We start from the raw sequence: 21,101 nt of genomic DNA, 5'->3' as shown, positions 1-21,101 counted from the left end.
TTAGTCAGGCCGCAAGTTTCATCATCATTTTCAATAAATCAATCACCAAACAGATTATTTACTGAATTTGTATATAGAGCTTGTTTTATAAATCTGGCCTGGTTTTAAAACCGTTGACGGAAAAGCAGGTTGGTTGGGTGAATCTGGAAAGTGTTGTGTTTCCATGGCAATCGCCGTTCTAAAATCATCTTTAGCACCACTTTTAAAGGTATTTTTACTTTGCATAAAATTTCCGCTATAGAATTGTAGACCTGGCTCCTGGGTATAAATGTCCATAATGATGCCCGACTGGTCGCCTTTTACCGTAGCCGCATGAAACATGCCCATAGCTTTGGTTTTATTAAGCACATAATTGTGATCATAACCTTTACCGAAAGTTAACTGCTCGTTTTTATCATTTATGCGTGCGCCAATAGTTGTTGCAGTGGTAAAATCGAACGGTGTGCCTCTAACCTTTTCTATTTTCCCCGTCGGGATCAGGGTAGAATCAACAGGTGTATATTCATCCGCATAAATCTTCACCTCATGGTTTAAAATTTCTCCACTTCCATCCCCATTTAAATTAAAAAATGCATGATTGGTTAAATTTACTACCGTAGTTTGATCGGTTTTAGCTTCATAATCCATCTTCAATTCATTTTCGTCTGTTAAGGTATAGGTCACTTTAACATCTAAATTACCTGGAAAATTTTCTTCTCCATCTTTTGACAGATAATGCAGTATCAACCTATTGGCAACATGTTGACTTGCATCCCAAACAACATATTGAAAGCCTTTTTTGCCTCCGTGGAGGGTATTCTGTCCGTTATTGGTAAAAAGCGAATAGCTTTTGCCCCCAAGTGTAAATTTTCCTTTGGCTATACGGTTACCGTAACGGCCAATGGTTGCACCGAAATAAGGTTCGGTTGATTTCTCGTAATCGCCAATGCTTTTAAAACCCACCACTACATCTACCAGCTTCCCATCTTTATCTGGCACCGTTAAACTAACCAGGCGACCACCGTAATTGGTAAAAACGGCCTCTGCACCGTTTTTATTTTTTAAAATGTACAAGGCAGTCTGTTTACCATCAATTTCTTTTTTAAAAGAATCGGCAACTAATTTTACAACTGCTAAAGGGGCACTTTTCAAAGTATCTGCTGAAGAAGATTTTTTGGTTCCGGATTGGCAGGAAGCTAATCCGATTGCAGCCGTTACGCACAGGCCTGCTAATGATTTTAATTTCATAAATTGGAATACTTGGTTTAGATTTTTATGATAAATATATCGCTTAATTTTACAAATAAAACGATTTAGATGAATTAAAAAACAAATATTAGCACCATTAAAACGTAACGATACGATTTGTAGAATACCCATTACAAAATGTAGAAGAACAATCGGAAAATCAGAATTTCAATAAAGGATTATGTTCATAATGATTTTAAGCCTTATAATTAAAGCGATCATCGTTTTGGATTTCAGTAAAACAAGCTACAACTTATTTGTTTCGCTTATGGTTACGTATGAAACTAAGAATATATTAACCATCAGCAGCGAAAATCCGTCAAAACTAATTATTATTGCAACAATCAAATGATAAGCATGAATCAAATTATTTCAACCGATCGCTACCACAAAATGCAATATCGCCGTTGCGGAAAGAGTGGACTAAAATTACCGCTCATATCATTAGGCTTATGGCATAATTTCGGACATGTAAACGTTTTTGAAAACAGCAGAAACCTTATCTATACTGCTTTTAACAACGGAATTACGCATTTCGATTTAGCTAATAATTATGGTCCGCCCCCTGGATCGGCTGAGGAAGTTTTCGGGAAAATACTGCACGAAGATTTTAAAGGCTATCGTGATGAAATGATTATTTCAAGTAAAGCCGGATATACCATGTGGGATGGTCCATACGGCGACTGGGGTTCGAAAAAATACCTGGTTTCCAGTTTAGATCAAAGCTTAAAACGAATGAAGCTGGACTATGTGGATATTTTTTATCACCACCGTCCAGATCCTGAAACACCATTAGAAGAAACGATGGGTGCTTTGAGTCTATTGGTGCAGCAGGGAAAAGCATTGTATGTGGGTATTTCGAATTATCAGGCTGAAGAAGCCGAAAAAGCAATCAGGATTTTAAAAGATAACGGTACGCCCTGTTTAATCCACCAACCCAAATATTCGATGTTTGAACGCTGGGTAGAAAATGGCTTACTTGATGTTTTATCGCAAAATGGCGTGGGTTGTATTCCGTTTTCGCCATTGGCGCAAGGTTTACTTACCAATAAATATTTACACGGGATCCCATCTGACTCAAGGGTAGCTACAAGCGGCATTTTCCTGAAAGAAAGCAACATTACGCCAGATAAATTGGCGGTAATTTCCAGATTAAATGATCTTGCTCAATCGCGTGGACAAAAACTGGCGCATATGGCTTTATCGTGGATATTGAAAGATAATCGAATCACTACGGTACTCATTGGTGCAAGTAAACCGGAACAGATTACGGATTCAGTTAAAGCATTGGATAATATCGCCTTTAGCGAAGCCGAACTCAAGTTAATTGACGAGATTTTAGCTTAAAAATTCGTAAACAGTCATGATGCTTCATTCTATAGCGATCGGATGGAGCATCGTGGAATCTATAAGTCTTAAAACTGTTGACGTTAAAAATCATTACACCAACAGGCAAAAACCGCATAGCGAATCGGCCAAGCTGACCTTAAACGTATTGTATTGAGATGAGCATTCAATGATTGAAATAGGGATTAACCCAATTTCATCATTTGTTCTAAAACCAAATGAGATTAAATGGGTTTAAGAAATGAATCTATTACATTTCTTAATTTATGGCAAGAGCCAATAATTCTATTTATAGTGCCTTAGCAGCCAATTTATTAATCGCCGTAACCAAATTTATAGCTGGAGCGTTTACCAACAGCTCATCAATGATTGCAGAAGGCATTCACTCTACGGTTGATACCAGTAACCAGCTTTTATTGCTTTATGGGCTAAAAAGAAGTGTAAAACCACCAGATAAATCCCGCCCGTTTGGTTATGGGAAAGAGCTATATTTCTGGTCGTTCATTGTATCCATTATGATTTTTGGTTTAGGCGGTGTCGTTTCAATTTCGCAAGGCATTGCACACATCCGCCGCCCGGAGGTTTTGGGCAATCCAACATGGAATTACGTGGTATTGGGTTTATCCTTTATTTTCGAAGGCATCTCACTAATCATTGCGATAAAAGAATTTAATAAAACGCGCAAAGGTTTAACCTGGTGGAAAGCGATCATTAAAAGTAAAGATCCATCTGGCTTTTTAGTGCTTTTTGAGGATGGTGCCGCAGTTTTAGGATTGGTAATTGTTTTTATTTTCATGGTACTTAGCCATAATTTAAATTTACCCTTTTTAGATGGACTGGCTTCGGTCTTAGTAGGCACACTTCTGATTTTTGTATCGTTTATACTGGCAAGAGAGAGCCGCAGTCTACTCATGGGCGAAGGTTTAACATCAGAAACACAGCAGAAAATTAAAAAACTGGTTGAAAATGATCCGGATGTAATTACCGTAACCGGTGTTTTATCACAATATCAATCTCCAAAGGAAGTTTTACTGGTACTCATTCTCACCTTCCATGCAGAATTAAACACCACCGATTTAACCAATGCAATCGACAGGTTGAGATCTAAAATTAAAGCAGAATTAAATGTGGTTAAGTTTGTGATTATCCAGCCGCAGTCTGCTGATGTAACAGAAAATGATTTCAGCACTGATATTCATCTCGAATAACACAGTTGAATTAGCTAAGCAAATGAACTGGTCCGTTTTAGCAGGCCAGGGAGAGATCTTTTAAGTATCTCCCCCCTCTTTACTGCAGCGCTGCTTTATAATTGATGCTAAATCACCTGCAAAACAATTTTTCCTCTTGTATGCCCTTGTTCACTTTCTATTTGGGCCTCTTTTGCACTGGTAAAAGGCAATACTTTATCAATAATGGGTTTAACTTTTCCTGAATCTATCAAACCGGCTATTTCAGTCAGTTGCGCTGGAATGGACTGTGCCATAAAACCAATCAGGTGAACTTTTTTATCCTTTGCTTCGGCCACAAATTCCGGCATTAAAGTATTAATTACGCGTCCGCCTTCTTTTAATATATTTAATGATTTGAGCTGCGTTTCTTTTCCAACTGTATCCAAAACAAGATCCACATCTTTTACCACAGACTCAAAATCTTCCATTTTGTAATCTATCACTTCATCAACGCCCAAACGCTTCAAAAAGTCGGTATTGGTATCTGATGCGGTACCGATGACATAAGCACCTTTCCATTTTGCAAATTGAACAGCATACGTACCTACGCCACCAGCTGCAGCATGGATCAATACTTTTTGTCCGGCTTTCAGCAAACCATGATCGAATAAACCCTGCCATGCGGTTAAGCCTGCCAAAGGCACAGCAGCTGCTTCGGTATGTCCTATACTCGTCGGTTTCAAACTGATGATATTGGCTTTTACTACGATGTACTCGGCATAGGCCCCATTTTTGGTTGGATCAGGTCTGCCATATACTTCATCACCTTTTTTAAAGGCACTTACTTTTTCTCCAACTTCCTCCACGGTACCGGAAACGTCCCAGCCCAATGTTAAAGGTAATTTTGCAGGAAATTTATCTTTACGTTGTCCCTCCCTGATTTTCCAATCAACCGGATTCACGCTGGTTGAATGCACTTTGATCAATACTTCGTCGGGAGCTGGTTGGGGGATTGGAATTTCGTCAATTGATAACACTTCCGGACCGCCATACTCATGGATTCTAACTGCTTTCATATTAGGATATTATTATTATTTGATATATACTGTTTTAATATTCACAAACTCATGGATACCAAACATGCTTAACTCTCGGCCGTAGCCAGACTGATTGATACCACCGAAAGGCAAAGCAACATCTGATTTTACGCCCTGGTTTACAAAACAGGAACCTGCCGCCAGTTTATTACGCACAATATCTTCTGCCAGTGCGTTGTTTTTAGTAAAAACAGCCGCCCCTAGTCCAAAATTGGTATCATTAGCAATATGGATGGCGTCATCGGCATCTTTTGCTGTAATGATGGCAGCTACCGGACCAAACAGCTCCTCATCATATGACAGTACGCCTTTTTTTACCTGGGTTAAAATAGTGGGTTGATAATAGGCATGGTGACCTGCAATAGACGGAATCTCGCCTCCCAGGATACATTTTGCCCCTTGTTCTATGCTTTTTAGTACTTGTTGATGCAGCTCATCGCGAAGTTCGGCCCTGGCCATTGGCCCAAGATCCGTTTCAGCCAATAGTGGATCGCCCGTTCTTTTGCTTTCCATTTCGCCTTTAAAAAGTTGCGTAAATTTTTCTGCTACTGATGCTTGTACAATGAAGCGTTTAGCGGCAATACAGCTTTGTCCGTTGTTGATCAACCTAGCTTCGGCACATATTTTTGCTGCCTCCTCCAAATCCGCATCTTCCAAAATAATATACGGATCGCTACCTCCAAGTTCCAAAACTGTTTTTTTAATCAGTTTGCCTGCCTGTTCCGCTACTTTTTTGCCTGCTTCGGTACTGCCCGTTAATGTTACCGCCTTGATATATGGATTTTCGATTACTTTCGGAATGGCCTTACTGCTGCAGATCAGCGTTGTAAAAACGTGTTCCGGAAATCCTGCATCTTCAATTATCCTTTCTATTTCGAACGCGCAGCCGGTAACACCCGATGAGTGTTTTAATACACCGGCATTGCCGGCCATTAAGGCCGGAGCAAGAAAGCGAAATACCTGCCAGAATGGGAAATTCCAGGGCATAATGGCCAGTACCACACCAATAGGTTGAAAGCTCACATAACTTTTAGACGCATCTGTTTCGATGAGCTGATCGGCTAAAAATCCGGCTCCATTTTTAGCATAATATTCGCAAACGGCGGCACATTTAAGTATTTCGGACACACCGGCCTTTAATGGTTTGCCCATTTCTAAGGCCATCAGTTCGGCCAACTCATCCTTGCGCCCGGTTAAAAGTTTTGAAACCTGCAACAGTAATCCGGAACGGGTTTCGAAATCAGTTTCCTTATAGTTTAACCATGCCTGATGCGCCTGATCTATCTTCTGACCGATCGAATGATCTGTATCTTCCCCGTATTTTTTTATGATTGCCCCATTTATGGGGTTTATAGACGAAATGCTCATTTAATGATAACAAATGAGCATTTTAATTGTGTTGTTTATTTTAGATTAGTGGATTAAGAAGCAAGTGGTATACAGAAATGAAAGGTAGAACCTTTGCCATATTCACTTTCTGCCCAGATTTTAGCTTTATGCGAATTAATGATCTCAGCGCTGAGGTACAATCCTATTCCAAATCCCGAAATGGTTTTGGTCTGCTGGCTTGAAACACGATAAAATCGGTCAAAAAGTTTTTCCAGATCATGGGCCTGTATACCAATACCAAAGTCAGTTACGGATACATGAACATCATTATCGCTGATCACGGATTTAACTAAAACCGTACTATTTAGATCTGAATATTTTACGGCATTGCTGATCAGATTTGAAATAACAGAACCAATTTTATCTTTATCGGCGTAAATTAATTTAGGCGCTCCTGCTTCAAAATCGATTTGATTACCGGGATAAATTAATCTTAAGTCTTCTACCACATCCAGGGCTACCTTATCCAGGTCAAAATGCGATAAATTCAATTGGATTTCTCCCGATTCCAAACGCGATACATTTAAAAAAGAACTGATCAGGGTACTCATTTTGCGAATCTGCTTCTGAACCTTCGCCAATGTGTTTGTCACAAAAACATCTGCAAGGTTTTTACTCTGCATCAGTTGCACGTAAGCACTGATGGAAGTTAAAGGTGTTTTCAGTTCATGACTTACCATGCTGATAAAATCATTTTTTTGTTGTTCTTCCTTTATGCTGATTAAAATCTGTTCCTGATCGAGGGCTTCACGCTGTAGTTCAGTTTCTTTAATGGCATTTTCGGCTTTTACCATGTCGGTAACATCACTTGCCGTATGAAGAATACAATAGGGAATTCCAGACTCATCCTTTATTGCCCGGTATTCGTAGCTATAATAAGCAGTTTGCAGCTTGCCATCCCTCATTGTTTCAGCCGGTATTGCATTACCTGTATCTGTAACTCCCGTTAACATTACATTTTTGAGCATATGGATGAAAGGTTGCCCCTTTAATTCGGGCACGGCATCTTCCAGTGGTTTACCAATAATAGAACGGTCTTTGCCCCAAAAATCAATCATCGCATCATTAGCCATTTCAATTACAATATCTGCTGAAGTGTAGATGGCTGTTGCATCTTTTGATAAAGAAAGAACCTCTAAAAGCTGATCATTGCTTAAAACTTTTGAATATCTTTCCATTTATACTTTAAATTAAAACCGGGCTACGACAATATGTTGAATAAACCAATTGAACTAGTTATGATACAAGCCTAACTTCACAAATGTTTGGCTATTCTTCCAAATTGTTGATTTTAATAATCTTTCATTGCTTTTAATTCATATAAAGAAATTCAACATGTAAATTAAGCTTATTTAGAATAAATAAAAATAATTTGATTTTGAACCGTAAAATTGTTTTCTTTGCGCTAAATAAGAATCAATCTAAATAAAATGAATAAAAATTTTACGTTTCTTTTAAATTTCATGGTACTTTTTCTGGTTTTGACAGGAAATATTATGGCACAAGATAAAACAGGATCAATTGCAGGTCTTATCAAAACCAGCGATGGCATCCCGGCAGGTTACATCAATGTTGGTTTGAAAAACACGGGTAAAACCACCCAAACTGACGGAAAAGGTAATTTCACGATCAAGAATGTTCCATCTGGCACTTACATCATCAAGATATCTTCAGTAGGCATTTCTGCTCAGGAAAAGTCAGTTGTTGTAACTACCGGTCAAACCGTAAATGCGGAGTTCACCATAGCAGAATCATCTTCACAATTAGATGAAGTAGCGGTTAATGGTTATAAAACTCCCAATAGAAAGCCGGTTAATTTAGGTAAAATTGCCATTGCGCCTATTGATCTTCCACAGGCTGTGCAAATTATAGGTAATCAGGTTATTACAGATCAGCAGGCAAATACCCTTGGTGATGTAATAAAAAATGTAAATGGCGTTGCTTTAGGTGCCAATCGCGGGGCCGTTGGCGAAAACTTCTATGCCAGGGGTTATAGCCTGGGCAGCAATAACATTTTTAAAAATGGCGCAAGAACAACTATTGGCGGCAGCCCGGAAGCGAGTACACTGGAATCAGTAGAAGTGTTAAAAGGTAGTGCTGCTTTACTTTATGGTGGTGTAACCGGTGGAGCCGTTGTAAATATGGTGACTAAAAAGCCTAAATTTGAAACTGGTGGTGAAGTCAGTATGCGGACAGGTAGTTATGATCAATACAAGCCAATGATTGATTTTTACGGTCCGATATCCAGGAAACTAGCCTTTAGGGCAATCAGCACTTATGAAAATGCAGGAAGTTTTCGGGATAACGTAAAATCAAAACGTTTTTATGTTAATCCATCAGTGTTATATCAGATAAGTGAACAGACGGAAGTTTTGATTCAGGGTGATTATTTGAAAAGTGATTTCACTCCCGATTTTGGTGTGGGATCGGTGAATAACCAGATTGTAGATTTTGGACGGAGTGCATTCATCAACACACCATGGGCTTACAATAAAACGAATACGGCTACTGCACAGGCCAATATCACACATAAATTTAACAGCAACTGGAAGTTAAATGCCATTGGTTCTTTCCAATCTTACAATCGTAATTATTATGGATCTGACCGCATCCAAGCCAATACATCGGGTATTGCAGCGAGAAATCTTTCGAGAGCACTCAGTAAAGAATTTACTTATAACCAGCAAATTAATGTTAACGGAAGTTTCCATACAGGAAAGATTAAACATACCGTTTTATTTGGTGTAGATGCCGATCAATCCAGAGTAACCAGTAGTGCCTTCGCTTATGGTAAAGATGCGAAGGGTGCCAATATCACAACCTTAAATTATGGCAATGTAAATGTATTTGATCCGGCCACGTATTATGGTTCAGGGGTGATGCCTGAAGCTTTTGCCATAACCAGCACACTTGCACCGATATACAGATATGGTGCTTTTGTTCAGGACTTGATCGAAGTAACTGAGCAATTTAAGGTTTTAGCAGGCCTACGTTATACAGACCAGAAAAATGCTAGTTCAAGGGCCTTGAATTTAGAAACCGGAATAACTACACCGGGCGCAACAAAGTTTGATGATGCTTTTTCTCCCAAATTAGGATTAATATACCAGCCTCTTAAAACTACATCGCTGTACATCAGCTATGCGGGCAACTTTATAACCAACACCGGTACCGATATTTATTTTGAGGCACTTCCGCCATCACTGGTAGATCAATATGAGGCTGGTATAAAAAATGATCTATTTGGAGGTAGGTTATCGGCCAATCTAACTTATTATAAAATCAGGAACAACAATACTGCGCAAACCGCTATGTATGATCAAAATGGTAACCTTAACTCCAATACCAACCTCAAACAATTAAACGGAACTACCGTAAGTGACGGCCTTGAAATCGATTTAACGGGCGCCATTTTAACCGGTTTAAATTTCACAGCAGGATTTAGCTACAACTTTATGCGCTTTACCAACACGCCTGATGTTACCGGTATGATTGAAAATGTTCGCCTGGTGGGTACAACAAAAAACACGGCGAACGCAACCTTATTCTATACTTTCCAGGATGGAGCAATAAAAGGTTTAAAATTAGGTGCCTCTGCATTTTATACCGGCAAACGCAACGGCGGCTGGAACGATGCTAAAAATGCGACAACACTAAGGCTAATCCCGTTAAGCGCCTTTACCACATTCGATCTTTCTGCGGGATACAGCTGGAAAAAGTTCTCGCTGCTTGCAAAAGTTTCTAACCTTACCAATGCACTGAATTATTTTGTGCACGAAAACTATAGTGTAAATCCCATTGCTCCGCGCCAATTTGCCACTACCTTGTCTTATAGATTTTAACGACAAATGGGTAAATAGCATTGTTCTTTACAAGACAGCTTAATCCAGATCCATCACTTCAAGCTCAGCGCAGGTGAGCTTGAAGTGATATTAAATGTTTTTAATAATCCAACAGGAATATCAATAGGTTGACGTTGAAAGCGTTCAACTTATTTTCTATAATAATCGACCTAGGCACAAATGATCAATGGTTTTCTTTGCGCTCTCGCACAGCAGACAGGAAGTATCCAGCAAAAACTGATCATGTAATGCCAATAGAAATTAAAGAATAATTAATATCGTGCCCGTTTTAGATAGTTTGAAATAATAGTGGTATTCACCATAGCGCTCCACCTTTTCAATTTCGCACACTTTGCCGGATTTGCCGTATTCATCTGATAAAAAATCCCCAATTCTAATGCTGTCCAGCTGGTTGATATCAAGTGATGCTCTTTTAATGAATTTTCCCTTATGTTCCATAATGATTGCGTATTTGCATACTTACGCATTCACAACCACTTTGGTTTTTTATCCGGTAAAGTAAACGCAAATCGAAACTTTATCAGATTCATATCGATTTTACACTTTCTGATTCTGCGCTTAAGGACACCGGCTTTGACGATCGTAATCGCGTTGAAAAGAGCGATCTAGAGTCCGCTTACTCCGCCACTAACCACCAGTTTCATGGCATCAGCTGCTGTCATTTTTAAATCAGTAACCTTATCACGCTGCACAATACACAGCTGACCAGCAAAGGAATAAGAGAGCGGAAAATAAACCGCCACTTCATTGGGTAAATCCAGTTTATGCAAATCGTTTTGTGTTAAAAAACCAATTTTTTTTAAACCGCCTTCTACCTCAACCAATACCGGGTGGTTAAATTTCTTCTCGTCGCCCACAAAGGCTTCGGTTAAATCTTTTATGGAAGAGTAGATGAAATTAAACAGCGGCAGGCGTTTCATCATCCGCTGAAACCAGTTGTACATGGGCTCGGTAACCAAATTGGTTACAAAAATGCCGGCCAGCAAAATAATTGTCAAAACGGTAAGCAAACCCAGGCCCGGAATATTCCTGCTTTCGCCGGTAAGTGGATTTACACCAAGCACATTTTTTACATTTAACCAGCTATCAACTGTGGTAACCGCCCAAACTACAATAAAAATACTCACCGCAATGGGTACCACAATTAATAAACCTTTAATCAGATAGTTTAATATGGCTTTCCCAACTCTATTCATGGTGTAAAATTAGTGTTTTTTTAGTTCATTTGTTCACTAGTCATTAGTTCATTGGTGCAGGGTATAAATGTGCGATCTATTATTAGACTATTAATTAGCATATTTAACAGAGATTAATGTGTAAATCTCCATTAGGCAATCTGCCATACTCATGACCAAGGGAGCAACTGAACCAATTGTCGATTTGCCGTACTAATGACTGACGAACAAATAAACCAATGCGTTATTCATAGAAATATACACGTTTAACCCGCTGCGAAATATTGGTCAGGATTTCGTAAGGAATGGTACCGATATCTTTAGCCAGCTGCATAATGGTATGCTCCTTATTAAAAACGATAGCTTCATCTCCCGGTTTCACCTCGATGTCTGTCACATCCAGCATGGTCATATCCATACAAATTGAGCCAATTGTAGGCACTAAATGGCCGTTGATAAGCATTTTGCCAACGCCATTGCCAAAATACCTGGTGTAGCCATCTGCATAACCAATTTTTACGGTTGCTATTTTTCCGCCGTTTGGCATAAACCCTCTCCTTCCATAACCTACAGTTTCGCCCGGCGCCAACTGCTTCACCTGTGTAACAGTTGTTTTAAGCACCATTACCGTTTGCAAACCGCGGTTATTGGCTACTGCAGAATCAAAACCATACAAACCTATGCCCAAACGTACCATATCCATTTGCGCATCAGGCCAGCGTGAGATGCCAGAAGTATTCGAGATATGTAATAATGGCTTATAACCTAAAATATCAACCAATTGAGTCGCTACGGTTTTAAATACATCAATCTGGTGCTGGGTAAATCCATCATGTTCTGCAGCATCGCTAGCCACCAGGTGAGAGAAAATACTCTGTACTTTTAGCCTGGCAGAATCTTTTAGCAGGATGGCTACGGCATCTATTTCAGCCTGATCGAAACCCAGGCGGTGCATGCCACTATCTATTTTAAGGTGGATGGGATAATCAAAATCGTAATCAGATAAGGCATTCAAAAAACTATTCAGGATCTCTACGCTATAAATTTCAGGCTCCAGCCGGTGTTTGATAATGGCTTCAAAGGCAGATTCTTCCGGGCTCATCACCATAATAGGCAAAGTAATTCCGGCTTTACGCAAAGCAATGCCCTCATCGGCATAAGCTACCGCCAAATAATCTACTTTGTGGAACTGCAATAAATTGGCAATTTCAAAACTTCCGCTGCCATAAGAAAAGGCCTTAACCATTGCCATTATTTTAACGCCAGGCTTTATTTTAGACCGGTAAAACTGCAGGTTTCCCACCATGGCATTCAGATCGATCTCTAAAACGGTATCGTGTATTTTTTGGGTAAGTAATTTACTGATGCGCCCAAAATCAAAGCGCCTGGCCCCTTTTACCAGTATCGTTTCGTGGTTAAAATGTAAACCCGGAAAAGCCTCAACAAAAGCACTGGTATCCTCGAAAAACTGCGTTTCGAACGTAAACAGATTGGCATAACGGGCTATGTTCGCACCGATGCCGATTAAACGGTCTATTTTTTTTTGCGATAGCAACCCGGATATTTCGGTATACAAATCAAGATCATCTCGGCCGGTTTCGAATAATTCGGAAAGAATAACGGTTTTCTTAGGATGCTGGTTTTGCTGGTTTAAAAAATCGAGTGCGATGGCTAAAGAAGAAATATCAGCACTATACGAATCGTCAATAACGGAACATTGGTTGATGCCGTTTTTTAATTCCAGACGCATGCTTACGGGGCTCAGTTTCTCCAACCGCAGATCGGCCTGCTCCGGGCTATAACCCAAAGCCAATAATGTTGCCCAGCAGATCATGCCATTTTCTATCGAAGCTTTATCTTTAAAGGGAAGAATACATTCAATCTCCCTGTTTTGATAAATGGCCCTTAAATAACATCTTCCCTCAATAGGTTCAATAGTAGTGATCTGCAGATCTGCCGCCTGTTTACTGCTCCAGCTAAACTGTTTTTTACCTGGTAGGTTTTTTATACCTATTTCACTAACATATTCCGGTGCGTAAATCAATAGTTCGGATGTTGAAAAGAGTTTCAGTTTTTCGGTAAGTTTTTCTTTTTTAGAACTGAATCCTTCAGCATGCGCCTCACCGATGTTGGTTAAAATTCCAATTTCAGGACGGATTATTTCAGCTAAATGTTCCATCTCATTCACCGCAGAAATACCGGCCTCAAAAATACCGAGGGTATGCTCAGCCTCAATCTGCCATACAGAAAGCGGTACTCCGATCTGCGAATTATAACTTTTAGGGCTTTTAACAATATTAAAGTCAGCCGCTAAAAGCTGATATAACCATTCTTTAACGATGGTTTTCCCGTTACTGCCCGTAATACCGATTGTTTTTAAATCAAATTGATTCCGGTGATATGCGCTTAATTTTTGTAGCGCCGCCAAGGCATCATTTACCAGTAAAAAATTACCATCCGGATATTCATGAATATATTTTGCTTCGGTAACTACAAAATTCCTGATTCCCTTTGCAGAGGCATCTTTAATAAATTCGTGTCCGTTACGGTGTGAAGAAAGCGCAAAAAACATCGAACTTTCCGGCAGCAAAACCGAGCGACTGTCAATAACCAGGTAATGGATAATAAGCTCTCCATCAAACAATTTGGTATTGGCATTTAAAATTTCAGCTATTTTGGAAACCGTATATATGGGATTTTGCATGCTATTATATTCAGAAAAATAAGGTAATCGCTTTTATTTTTACGAATTTCAGTAATTAATTATGAAAAGCAGTAAAGAAGAAGCAGTAATATTAGATAAAAAGCAAGCTTTGGCCAAAGCCGAAAGTTTTTGTGTTTACCAGGAGCGCTCGCAAAAAGAGGTTCGCTATAAACTGGTTGAATGGGGCATGCGCGGCGATGAACTGGAAGAAATTATTACCGAGCTGATCATCAACAATTTTTTAAATGAAGAAAGGTTTGCCAAACATTATGCATCGGGTAAATTTAACATCAAACATTGGGGCCGGATTAAAATAAAGCAGGGTTTGAAATTGAAAGGTGTTCCTGATAAAATCTTACAAAAAGCAATTTACAGTATCGATGAAGATGATTATTTACAGGCGATAGAAAAATTAGCAGTAAAAAAAGCACAAAGTTTGGGTGAAAGTGATCCGTATAAGCGGAAAAATAAGCTGATGAGCTACCTTCAGGCAAAAGGATTTGAAACTGATTTAATTTTACTTGTACTGAAAGCCAGCAATTTAAATTAAATATTAAATTTTTAATAAAAAATCCCTTGACAGATATATAAATCTGCCTATATTTGCATCACCAAAACGAAACAACAACATCAGTTTTGTAAATGCGAAAGTAGCTCAGTTGGTAGAGCACGACCTTGCCAAGGTCGGGGTCGCGAGTTCGAATCTCGTCTTTCGCTCCAAAATGCCTTCCTACCAGAAGGCATTTATTTTAAAGTTAACCAAGCCGATGGAGATCGGTAGCGGCTAATGCTCGGGTGGTGGAACTGGTAGACACGCAGGACTTAAAATCCTGTGCTTTCAAAGGCGTGCGGGTTCGATTCCCGCCCCGAGTACATCAAAAAAAATCGAATAAAAACCTTTCAGAAATGAAAGGTTTTTTGTTTTTAATCACTTTTGTAGTTGAATCCTAACGCTCAGCTGACGGGCTTACACCGGTAATGCTATTGAGTTTCTGTATTGCTTTCTAAACCGCACATATAAAATTGTGGTGATGCACGGATAAAGCAGTGCAAAGATCCATAGTTTGGTCATCACATTTTTGCTATAATGATAACCATCCATTGATAAACTGGCAATAAACAGCCCGATGAGCAAAACCGGCGCACCTGAAAAGCTAAGGCATGAAAAAAAGGAACTATTCCTGATTTCCCGAATGAAATTTAAAAGAACCGTGAAAGAACAAATGACCGCTGCAGCCAGGTACAATAACGAAAAACCAATGTTTAAAACGATATCTGCAAAATAAAGAATAGTAGCCTCCAGGCCGTTACCCGAAGCTGATGAATTCATAATGATGATGATGTAGGCTACATATAAAACAAAGCCTGCCAGTAAATCGATGATCCAATATTTTAAAATAAGTTTGGTCATTACTTCTGTAAATGAGTTTAATCAGTCAGTTAATCAAATGCAACCAGTTTATCCCTGGGAAGATCGTATTCGTAAACCCTGCCCTTCTCTTCTTCAACATAAAGCCACTGAACAATATTGCTGCCGTTTGGTCCTGTAGGTGCAATACCAATTACCCTGTAGCGCTCACCGTTCCTTTCTGCCGATTCGATAGAATAAGTCAGTTCCTCCCGTTTTTTTATGGCCGCCCGCAGTAAAGGGTTTTTGGTTTGGGTGAGGTAATATTCTGTTAAGCGATAAACCTTGTTAAGGTATGATGAAGTAAATTCCTCTTCGGCAGACCAGGTATATTTTATTTTTTTACCATAGTTATTTCTGAAGGCAGTTACCGGTCCGTCGGGCGTTTTCTTTACAGAGACCAGCAACCTGGCGGGCATTTCGGCCTCTTGATCTCCCAGAACGGTAACCGTACCGTCTTTCCAGGTAACCTGTATCTTATCTCCACGATTCAGGTTTCTGGTGGTATCCGCTTCATTGATCAGCACAATGGTACTATCGCCTTTCTTTGCCAAAATCTGAAAATAATCACCATCATCCAGATATTCTACAAAAGTCATCCGGTCAATGTGTTCACCACGGTTATTTCGTTTTTGTCCGGCAACCGGCTTTTGCAGCGCCGGGCTCACCTTTACCAAATCTTGCTTCTGTGCTGTTTTAGCATTACAGGCCAAAAGCCCGCATACTGCTATCATGAGGAATGCATCTATTCGTCTTTTCATTCGGCAACTAATCTGATGTGCTTTAATAAATAAGCCTGACATATCCAGCCGAAACCGGAAATACAAAGCTATCATTCAGCGCAATCCATAAACCAGAGTAAGTTAATAAAAGTTTTTACTATTCAATCGTCGTTTATCCGGATGATGAACCGCTTCTTTATCGTCGATAACCTGTATCTGCAAGCCATCAATATTTAAATTCCCGGGGCAATGTTATTCCAGCTATCACCACAAAAGTAAATTTCTTTGATTTTCATCCTTGCTGAAAAGTTAATATTGAATTACATCAACAATAACAGGAACAACCAATATTTTTTTATTTTTTTTACCTGAGGGATTTTTTTTCGTCTGAGCTGACCAAACCGCTTTTAACTAGCTGATAATCTTAAAATTTACAGAATTAAAATCAAAATTGAATCAACTGATTTCTGTGATATACGCCATAAAAAACCACAGGAAACACTGATTAAAGCAAAAAAAAATAAATTATTTTTTGACAGTGATATTTATATTTCTATATTTGCAACCCCAAAGGAACACAACATATGTGTTAATTTTGCGAAAGTAGCTCAGTTGGTAGAGCACGACCTTGCCAAGGTCGGGGTCGCGAGTTCGAATCTCGTCTTTCGCTCCAAATGCCTTCCTACCAGAAGGCATTTATTTTTAAGTTAACCAAGCCGATGGAGATCGGCAGCGGCTAATGCTCGGGTGGTGGAACTGGTAGACACGCAGGACTTAAAATCCTGTGCTTTCAAAGGCGTGCGGGTTCGATTCCCGCCCCGAGTACAACAAAAAATCGAACAAAGAGCCTTGACAAAAATCAAGGCTTTTTATTTTTATGATCAATCTGATTGCTGTAACTAATTAAGGTACCACATCCAAAAACGTGAAGTATGTGCCGATCAGAGCAAAAGCCGGATATATGGCCGGCTACAATGATCCGGAGTTTATTGCTGCACTGCCGAAGGTTAACTTGCCCAATTTACCCAAAGGAAAAAGTTATCGGATGTTTCCGATTATTGGGGATTCAATGGCGCCTATACCAGAGGGCAGTGATGTAATTGCAAGCTTTGTAGATAGAGGATTGGACGCAGATAAAGCCAAGGGCGGCCTGTATCGTGATCCTCAATGGTACGTGTTTAAAATGGTTACCGTCCAAGGCGACAGAACAGTGTTGCTGGAATCTTTAAATAAAGCATACCAGCCCTATTCAGTTGCGGTTAATGATGTGTTGGAGGTTTGGCAGTTTCACAGCTATCATACTAAAGAATTGCCTGCTCCAGAAACAGGTCTGGACGAAATTAAGCGCATGATCAGCAATTTGAAAGAAAGTATCTTAAAGTAGAATTCTCTCGTTAAAAGAGCTTCTGATATTTTTTTTGCGTCCGTACATAGTAGTTAGCACGGTTTAAATAGGTTACAAATTGAAAAATTATCCCGTACTATTAATTGGCACGGGTTTTAGTTAAGGTATCTTGAGAACTCTTATGCGTTGGACGTCTTCTGTCAAAATCTCATTTGACCTAACAAGGAAACGAAGAATATTAGAATGATTAAAAGCATCTTGCCAAGAAAGCGGAAAATTCAAATATGAACTTATAGCTGGAATGCTATATCCTTTACTGTATGAAGCAGTATCCCTCCCTGGGTACAGCTTCTTCATTTTAATTACTTAATAATATTTATCGTGAAATTCCTTCAAACAAATTCTGACTTAGTTTTTTGATGTAATTGGTTCTTTATCATTTTTATTGATAACATGAATCACGCGGGGATTTGCAAAGACATAATTCTGAGATCCTGATCCTGATGCGTTGTCAATAAACGAGAAGGCCCTTGCAGTAGTATTTGCGGCAGTTTCAAGGCTTATAAGCGCAACTTCTCCTTGCCTGTTATATTTGCTTGATGCAGTCTTAGATGTATTGTATATTATGACTGGGATGACCAGTGTTGCTTGTCTTTTAACTCCCAAAAGAGTTCTATAGTCAATAGTCTTAAGCTCGTTATAATTGGGGAAAATCTTGTAAAACAGATTATCGCTGGCGACCATACGGCCTATTTCTGGCTTCCCTGTTTTATTTTTTACAATTTCCAGTTTAACATTGAAACAGTATAACGCGATGCTATCTTTTATTACAGCATGAGATTTGTCATTTGCGAGAACCTTGTGGATTTTTCTTTCCCAATCAGGTATTGAAGATGTTTTTTGAGCGTTGGAGAATAGTGGAGTTAAGCCTAAGATTATAACCAGCAGTAATGTATTAAAATAATTTTTCATATCGTAGTTGGTAATATTTAATTTTCAGAGCCACATTTTGTTCCAGTTGCCCCTGGGTTGTTGGGATCTGTAGTATCTCTCTCTTGTTTATTTATATTGGCCTCAGACGGAGTAAGGCCGACTATACCTGTCTTGGAAATAGCTATTGCCCTGTCCGCGTTAAACGAGGGATTATAGGAAAGTATTGCGTCCTTAATACCTCTCAAGAATTTATCATATCCCATTGGCCAATGATCCTGGTCAACAACCTGTAGAAGCCTTCCGCCATTTACTTCAATCCCAAGGAATTGTCTCTCAAACTCTCCAGGCTGATTAGCCAAAGCCCTCTTTTTTTCTGCAAAATAAGCGTGGAGGGCTTCGTGATACAATGTAGCAAGAATGTATTCTTTGGTCGATTTATTCAATATGTCAGGGTTTATTCCAACCTGATAGGTGGCAGTTGGACCCGCAATAGCCGCACTTAAATTCTTTCCATCAACTGTTGTGCCCACTAAAGAAGGGTCTGCCTTGAAATTTATATTTACCAAATCATTTTTTCCGAATGCATTCTTAATAAGGTTTGCAATATCAGTGTTCAATGTCTTCATTTTTTCAACCAGTTCCTGAGCACAAAGATAGGCTTTAAGCTCATTTGTAATATCGGAAGAACTGGGTGCAGTACCACTGCCAGAGCCGCTTCCGCCGCCTGAGCCGCCACCCCCTGATCCTCCTGATCCTCCTGATCCATCAACACCTCCTCCATCACCAACTACCGGTACGTCTGTACAAACCGTTGTATAGTTGTATCCCTTCACATAGGGAGTGCATTCGGTATAAGTTTCAACGGTGATACAACTCATTCCATATACCGGGGAAACGTCAGTATAACAATTCTGTGCCGCCGCCAATTGTAATTTGCCGCGTCCAATCCCTGGCAGGCGAGATCTTTCATTCAATGATGCTCTATACGCTTCAGCATTCGCGCCTTTGATAGCGCTTATGGCCTTCCCCTGTTCATAAACATATCCATTGATAAAATATCCGTTTGCCCCATAGTAATATACGGCGCCGGTCAACGAACTGTATTGTTTATAATGTGGGTTTTCATCCGAAATGGAAACCATGTAATAACCGCCTGTAATTTTACCACTTTGCTTATCCTTAAAGAAAAGCATTTTAATTTTACTTTGCGCGGCAATTGAATCGACTTTCGAAGGATCAGCGAATCCCATCGATAAAAATAGTTTATCTTTGTTGATCACCTCTACTTCATATACATCCTGTTTCCCCTGATCATTGACAAAAACCTTATTTCAGTCTGGCTTCAAACTATTAAATAAAAGTGCGTTGTGATTGAAGTTTTTTGTCTCCCAGTTTTTAAGGTCAGCCAGACCGGTGATTTCATTTTCAGAATAATTCTTTTTGCAGGATGCAATGATTACTGCTGTGCTAATTAGCAGAGAGAAGATTAAGCCAAATGACTTAACTAATTGAGATTGTTTTTTCATTTTAGATTTACGTTTTTGTTTAAGCCGGACAGCTACCACAAAGCATGATAAATTTTTAATGATTTTTTCAAACCTGTGAGAGCGCCATAATTGTATGGTGCGAACTTAGCTATCGGTTTCAAACCTTCAAATACATAAATCTAATTATTACACGAACCTTGTATTTTCTTTACATGAATCTTTTTATTTTTTTACACGAAACACGGAAAAGCCTATAGTCAAGTCAGTACTCATGGTAGGATTTAGTGGCATATAAGGGAAGATATATAAAGACTCGATCAATAATAGGTATTGCGTTAGGGTATATACGGGAAGTGGCTGTTTTCGCAGATTCGTGTTTAGTTTTTTTCGCTTACTAAATCCGGACGGCTATGCCAAGAAAGTATTTTTTCATTGCATCTTTCTGAACTCCATAATTAACACCGCCATCAATTTTTACATCATGTGCGATTTCTACCTGGACCGCGGCATTAAAAAAGTTTGAATAATGATGTTGTTTAAAATCGTAAGTAAAGTAAGTTTCAGCTATACCGGTAATGTTTTTTCTGATCTCGTGGCTAACTGTTAGCGACTGAAGGTATTCTACATGCTTTTGGTCGCCAGAATTATCTTTTAAATGATCAAGCTCCACCTGCGTGCCAACTTTCCAGTCTGATGGTAATTTAACCTGCATGGGCACAATAAGCCCCTCTTCAAGTTTGCTGTTACCAAATGCTGCTGTCGGCAATGTAACATAGGGCAGTAATGCCATTGAAAAATTGCCTTTATCATTCCCGATCAGATTTTGTTTAAGCCGGAGATTTATATCGCCAAATCCTTTACTATTCTCAACTTCTCCGGTTTCATTATTCCTTTCTTTTTGCCAGGTTTAGGTTTCAACGCCCACCTGCAGGGATATGCTGCCGGTAAGTCACATTTTGAGGTTAGCCCTATTGATCGTTACCGTTTTTTGTGAGGAAGATTCCGGTCGCTCGCGTTCCAGAGCGAACAGGTCGCTTTCATACTGAAAATGGCCGGCATCCACCGTAATGGCAGATTCGGTAACGTCAGGCCGATCTGTTTCCATTTCCCGGAGTTTTTCTTTCGGTACGGGCGAAAATATAGAGTAAGGCTTTTGAGCAGTCTGTGCCATAATGAACTTCGGCATTATAAAAATCACAATAGCGGTAAGGAGATATTTTGGGTTCATATTTCAG

At 39.4% G+C, this 21,101-nt stretch carries 18 protein-coding genes, 4 tRNA genes and 1 pseudogene; 9 read left to right on the top strand and 14 right to left on the bottom strand.

Annotation, left to right across the window (positions count from 1 at the left end):
- Window positions 1–54: 54 nt before the first annotated feature.
- Window positions 55–1,227 (bottom strand): aldose epimerase family protein, encoded by a 1,173-nt coding sequence (locus ACFE6N_RS17425; protein ID WP_378938508.1) that lies wholly within the window; start codon window positions 1,225–1,227, stop codon window positions 55–57.
- Between the two features lie 357 nt (window positions 1,228–1,584).
- Here ACFE6N_RS17425 and mgrA point away from each other — a divergent pair, with 357 nt between their 5' ends.
- Complete coding sequence (gene mgrA / locus ACFE6N_RS17420; RefSeq protein WP_378938506.1) at window positions 1,585–2,574, top strand: L-glyceraldehyde 3-phosphate reductase; 990 nt, start codon at window positions 1,585–1,587, stop codon at window positions 2,572–2,574.
- Between the two features lie 266 nt (window positions 2,575–2,840).
- Window positions 2,841–3,782 carry a cation diffusion facilitator family transporter gene (locus tag ACFE6N_RS17415; RefSeq protein ID WP_378938504.1) on the top strand — a complete coding sequence of 314 codons (942 nt, stop codon included), beginning with the start codon at window positions 2,841–2,843 and terminating at the stop codon, window positions 3,780–3,782.
- Between the two features lie 107 nt (window positions 3,783–3,889).
- Here ACFE6N_RS17415 and ACFE6N_RS17410 read toward each other — a convergent pair whose 3' ends face one another.
- From ACFE6N_RS17410 to ACFE6N_RS17400, 3 genes are read right to left on the bottom strand one after another with little or no spacing between them, the layout of a single operon-like run.
- On the bottom strand, window positions 3,890–4,819 hold the full coding sequence (locus ACFE6N_RS17410; RefSeq protein ID WP_378938502.1) for an NADP-dependent oxidoreductase: 930 nt from the start codon (window positions 4,817–4,819) through the stop codon (window positions 3,890–3,892).
- Window positions 4,820–4,834: 15 nt separating this feature from the next.
- Entirely contained in the window at window positions 4,835–6,208 is a 1,374-nt protein-coding gene (locus ACFE6N_RS17405; protein ID WP_378938500.1) for an NAD-dependent succinate-semialdehyde dehydrogenase, read from the bottom strand.
- A 53-nt stretch (window positions 6,209–6,261) separates the two neighbouring features.
- On the bottom strand, window positions 6,262–7,407 hold the full coding sequence (locus ACFE6N_RS17400; protein WP_378938497.1) for an ATP-binding protein: 1,146 nt from the start codon (window positions 7,405–7,407) through the stop codon (window positions 6,262–6,264).
- Between the two features lie 252 nt (window positions 7,408–7,659).
- On the opposite strand from ACFE6N_RS17400, the gene ACFE6N_RS17395 reads away from it, so the two are divergent.
- Window positions 7,660–10,071 carry a TonB-dependent siderophore receptor gene (locus ACFE6N_RS17395; protein ID WP_378938495.1) on the top strand — a complete coding sequence of 804 codons (2,412 nt, stop codon included), beginning with the start codon at window positions 7,660–7,662 and terminating at the stop codon, window positions 10,069–10,071.
- 261 nt (window positions 10,072–10,332) lie between these two features.
- On the opposite strand, the gene ACFE6N_RS17390 is transcribed toward ACFE6N_RS17395, so the two are convergent.
- The 3 genes from ACFE6N_RS17390 to ACFE6N_RS17380 form a co-directional block, all read right to left on the bottom strand.
- The gene (locus ACFE6N_RS17390) at window positions 10,333–10,530 is read right to left on the bottom strand and encodes a hypothetical protein (protein ID WP_090980079.1); all 198 of its coding nucleotides are present in this window, start codon (window positions 10,528–10,530) and stop codon (window positions 10,333–10,335) included.
- 167 nt (window positions 10,531–10,697) lie between these two features.
- Window positions 10,698–11,288, bottom strand: a complete 591-nt coding sequence (locus ACFE6N_RS17385; protein WP_090980081.1) for a DUF502 domain-containing protein — start codon at window positions 11,286–11,288, stop codon at window positions 10,698–10,700.
- 223 nt (window positions 11,289–11,511) lie between these two features.
- Window positions 11,512–13,971: a bifunctional UDP-N-acetylmuramoyl-tripeptide:D-alanyl-D-alanine ligase/alanine racemase gene (locus ACFE6N_RS17380; protein WP_378938492.1), complete on the bottom strand. Its 2,460-nt coding sequence runs from the start codon at window positions 13,969–13,971 to the stop codon at window positions 11,512–11,514.
- 61 nt (window positions 13,972–14,032) lie between these two features.
- Here ACFE6N_RS17380 and ACFE6N_RS17375 point away from each other — a divergent pair, with 61 nt between their 5' ends.
- The 3 genes from ACFE6N_RS17375 to ACFE6N_RS17365 all read left to right on the top strand — a co-directional run bounded on the left by ACFE6N_RS17375 (window position 14,033) and on the right by ACFE6N_RS17365 (window position 14,844).
- Entirely contained in the window at window positions 14,033–14,521 is a 489-nt protein-coding gene (locus ACFE6N_RS17375; protein ID WP_293741370.1) for a regulatory protein RecX, read from the top strand.
- A gap of 94 nt (window positions 14,522–14,615) precedes the next feature.
- Window positions 14,616–14,691 (top strand) — tRNA-Gly (locus ACFE6N_RS17370).
- A gap of 69 nt (window positions 14,692–14,760) precedes the next feature.
- Window positions 14,761–14,844 (top strand) — tRNA-Leu (locus tag ACFE6N_RS17365).
- 94 nt (window positions 14,845–14,938) lie between these two features.
- Here ACFE6N_RS17365 and ACFE6N_RS17360 read toward each other — a convergent pair.
- Together ACFE6N_RS17360 and ACFE6N_RS17355 are read right to left on the bottom strand one after the other, a co-directional pair.
- Window positions 14,939–15,382 (bottom strand): hypothetical protein, encoded by a 444-nt coding sequence (locus ACFE6N_RS17360; protein ID WP_378938490.1) that lies wholly within the window; start codon window positions 15,380–15,382, stop codon window positions 14,939–14,941.
- 29 nt (window positions 15,383–15,411) lie between these two features.
- Window positions 15,412–16,140, bottom strand: a complete 729-nt coding sequence (locus ACFE6N_RS17355) for a hypothetical protein (protein ID WP_378938488.1) — start codon at window positions 16,138–16,140, stop codon at window positions 15,412–15,414.
- 558 nt (window positions 16,141–16,698) lie between these two features.
- Between ACFE6N_RS17355 and ACFE6N_RS17350 the strand changes: the two genes are divergently transcribed.
- The 3 genes from ACFE6N_RS17350 to ACFE6N_RS17340 all read left to right on the top strand — a co-directional run bounded on the left by ACFE6N_RS17350 (window position 16,699) and on the right by ACFE6N_RS17340 (window position 17,485).
- Window positions 16,699–16,774 (top strand) — tRNA-Gly (locus ACFE6N_RS17350).
- Between the two features lie 68 nt (window positions 16,775–16,842).
- Window positions 16,843–16,926, top strand: a tRNA-Leu gene (locus ACFE6N_RS17345).
- Between the two features lie 109 nt (window positions 16,927–17,035).
- Window positions 17,036–17,485, top strand: a complete 450-nt coding sequence (locus ACFE6N_RS17340; RefSeq protein WP_378938486.1) for a helix-turn-helix transcriptional regulator — start codon at window positions 17,036–17,038, stop codon at window positions 17,483–17,485.
- Between the two features lie 369 nt (window positions 17,486–17,854).
- On the opposite strand, the gene ACFE6N_RS17335 is transcribed toward ACFE6N_RS17340, so the two are convergent.
- From ACFE6N_RS17335 to ACFE6N_RS17315, 5 genes and pseudogenes are all read right to left on the bottom strand, one after another.
- Complete coding sequence (locus ACFE6N_RS17335; RefSeq protein WP_378938484.1) at window positions 17,855–18,418, bottom strand: hypothetical protein; 564 nt, start codon at window positions 18,416–18,418, stop codon at window positions 17,855–17,857.
- Window positions 18,419–18,435: 17 nt separating this feature from the next.
- Window positions 18,436–19,629 carry a hypothetical protein gene (locus ACFE6N_RS17330; protein ID WP_378938482.1) on the bottom strand — a complete coding sequence of 398 codons (1,194 nt, stop codon included), beginning with the start codon at window positions 19,627–19,629 and terminating at the stop codon, window positions 18,436–18,438.
- A gap of 81 nt (window positions 19,630–19,710) precedes the next feature.
- A complete protein-coding gene (locus ACFE6N_RS17325; RefSeq protein ID WP_378938480.1) occupies window positions 19,711–19,905 on the bottom strand; it encodes a hypothetical protein in 195 nt (64 codons plus the stop codon).
- Window positions 19,906–20,260: 355 nt separating this feature from the next.
- Window positions 20,261–20,740 (bottom strand): annotated as a pseudogene (locus tag ACFE6N_RS17320) (transporter); the annotation flags it as partial.
- Between the two features lie 75 nt (window positions 20,741–20,815).
- A complete protein-coding gene (locus tag ACFE6N_RS17315; protein WP_378938478.1) occupies window positions 20,816–21,094 on the bottom strand; it encodes a hypothetical protein in 279 nt (92 codons plus the stop codon).
- Window positions 21,095–21,101: the final 7 nt, after the last annotated feature.

Source organism: Pedobacter sp. BG31 (assembly GCF_042464845.1).
GTDB classification, from domain to species: Bacteria; Bacteroidota; Bacteroidia; order Sphingobacteriales; family Sphingobacteriaceae; genus Pedobacter; species Pedobacter suwonensis.
Note: the sequence above shows the minus strand (reverse complement) of the source record. Positions and strands in the feature narration are given on the sequence as shown.

What these genes read in the sequence shown, in the direction of transcription:
- ACFE6N_RS17355 (WP_378938488.1), bottom strand. Translation starts at nt 16,140, where the DNA reads ATGAAAAGACGAATAGATGCATTCCTCATGATAGCAGTATGCGGGCTT.
- ACFE6N_RS17330 (WP_378938482.1), bottom strand. Translation starts at nt 19,629, where the DNA reads ATGGGATTCGCTGATCCTTCGAAAGTCGATTCAATTGCCGCGCAAAGT.
- mgrA (WP_378938506.1), top strand. Translation starts at nt 1,585, where the DNA reads ATGAATCAAATTATTTCAACCGATCGCTACCACAAAATGCAATATCGC.
- ACFE6N_RS17405 (WP_378938500.1), bottom strand. Translation starts at nt 6,208, where the DNA reads ATGAGCATTTCGTCTATAAACCCCATAAATGGGGCAATCATAAAAAAA.
- ACFE6N_RS17395 (WP_378938495.1), top strand. Translation starts at nt 7,660, where the DNA reads ATGAATAAAAATTTTACGTTTCTTTTAAATTTCATGGTACTTTTTCTG.
- ACFE6N_RS17325 (WP_378938480.1), bottom strand. Translation starts at nt 19,905, where the DNA reads ATGAAAAAACAATCTCAATTAGTTAAGTCATTTGGCTTAATCTTCTCT.
- ACFE6N_RS17425 (WP_378938508.1), bottom strand. Translation starts at nt 1,227, where the DNA reads ATGAAATTAAAATCATTAGCAGGCCTGTGCGTAACGGCTGCAATCGGA.
- ACFE6N_RS17400 (WP_378938497.1), bottom strand. Translation starts at nt 7,407, where the DNA reads ATGGAAAGATATTCAAAAGTTTTAAGCAATGATCAGCTTTTAGAGGTT.
- ACFE6N_RS17390 (WP_090980079.1), bottom strand. Translation starts at nt 10,530, where the DNA reads ATGGAACATAAGGGAAAATTCATTAAAAGAGCATCACTTGATATCAAC.
- ACFE6N_RS17375 (WP_293741370.1), top strand. Translation starts at nt 14,033, where the DNA reads ATGAAAAGCAGTAAAGAAGAAGCAGTAATATTAGATAAAAAGCAAGCT.
- ACFE6N_RS17380 (WP_378938492.1), bottom strand. Translation starts at nt 13,971, where the DNA reads ATGCAAAATCCCATATATACGGTTTCCAAAATAGCTGAAATTTTAAAT.
- ACFE6N_RS17335 (WP_378938484.1), bottom strand. Translation starts at nt 18,418, where the DNA reads ATGAAAAATTATTTTAATACATTACTGCTGGTTATAATCTTAGGCTTA.
- ACFE6N_RS17410 (WP_378938502.1), bottom strand. Translation starts at nt 4,819, where the DNA reads ATGAAAGCAGTTAGAATCCATGAGTATGGCGGTCCGGAAGTGTTATCA.
- ACFE6N_RS17385 (WP_090980081.1), bottom strand. Translation starts at nt 11,288, where the DNA reads ATGAATAGAGTTGGGAAAGCCATATTAAACTATCTGATTAAAGGTTTA.
- ACFE6N_RS17415 (WP_378938504.1), top strand. Translation starts at nt 2,841, where the DNA reads ATGGCAAGAGCCAATAATTCTATTTATAGTGCCTTAGCAGCCAATTTA.
- ACFE6N_RS17315 (WP_378938478.1), bottom strand. Translation starts at nt 21,094, where the DNA reads ATGAACCCAAAATATCTCCTTACCGCTATTGTGATTTTTATAATGCCG.
- ACFE6N_RS17360 (WP_378938490.1), bottom strand. Translation starts at nt 15,382, where the DNA reads ATGACCAAACTTATTTTAAAATATTGGATCATCGATTTACTGGCAGGC.